This window comes from Paenibacillus vulneris (assembly GCF_039543185.1).
GTDB lineage: Bacteria > Bacillota > Bacilli > Paenibacillales > NBRC-103111 > Paenibacillus_S > Paenibacillus_S vulneris.
Map to the genome: position 1 here is coordinate 1 of NZ_BAABJG010000040.1, position 736 is coordinate 736.

The 736-nt window shown below is 46.1% G+C and carries 2 rRNA genes; both read left to right on the forward strand.

What is annotated here, in order from left to right:
- Positions 1-57, forward strand: a 16S ribosomal RNA gene (locus ABEA66_RS28745); the annotation flags it as partial.
- Positions 58-509: 452 nt separating this feature from the next.
- Positions 510-736 (forward strand): 23S ribosomal RNA (locus ABEA66_RS28750); the annotation flags it as partial.

The following is a 736-nucleotide window of genomic DNA, read 5'->3' on the forward strand; positions in this document are numbered from 1 at the left end:
GGGGTGAAGTCGTAACAAGGTAGCCGTATCGGAAGGTGCGGCTGGATCACCTCCTTTCTATGGAGTCCATGATGACTGTAGGTCATCGGACACTAAGCAACTACGGTTGCAACATAGTTGACAACTGACATGGCTTTGCCTATGTAACAGTTGCAACACCATTCACTCGTTGCTCAGTTTTGAGAGGATAAAGGTCCCCAAAAAGTGAAGAGAAGCGTTGAAGCGTATTCCGTCCGCATCAAGCAATAGCTTGATCGGCGTCTAAACATTCAATGAATATATATTGTATTGTTTAGACATTACTTTCCGGGGAGCCCCGAAATACTCTCAAACTTGCTGGAAAAACTTGATGCTTGCATCGGTAAGTACAGCATGTTAAGTCTTCCTGCTGTTGAGCAGGAGCGATTGTTCCTTGAAAACTAGATACTGAAATGGTTGTAACTGTTCGATACGTGAAACTATCGCAGTTATCAACAAAATGCGTAGAGCAATACAACGTGTATTAGCATGGTTAAGCTAATAAGAGCACACGGAGGATGCCTAGGCGCTAGGAGCCGATGAAGGACGTGGCGAACGACGATATCGCCTCGGGGAGCCGTAAGCAGGCTTTGATCCGGGGATGTCCGAATGGGGGAACCCAGCTGAGGTAATACTCAGTTACTCATATCTGAATACATAGGATGTGCAGAGGCATACGAGGGGAACTGAAACATCTAAGTACCCTCAGGAGAAGAAA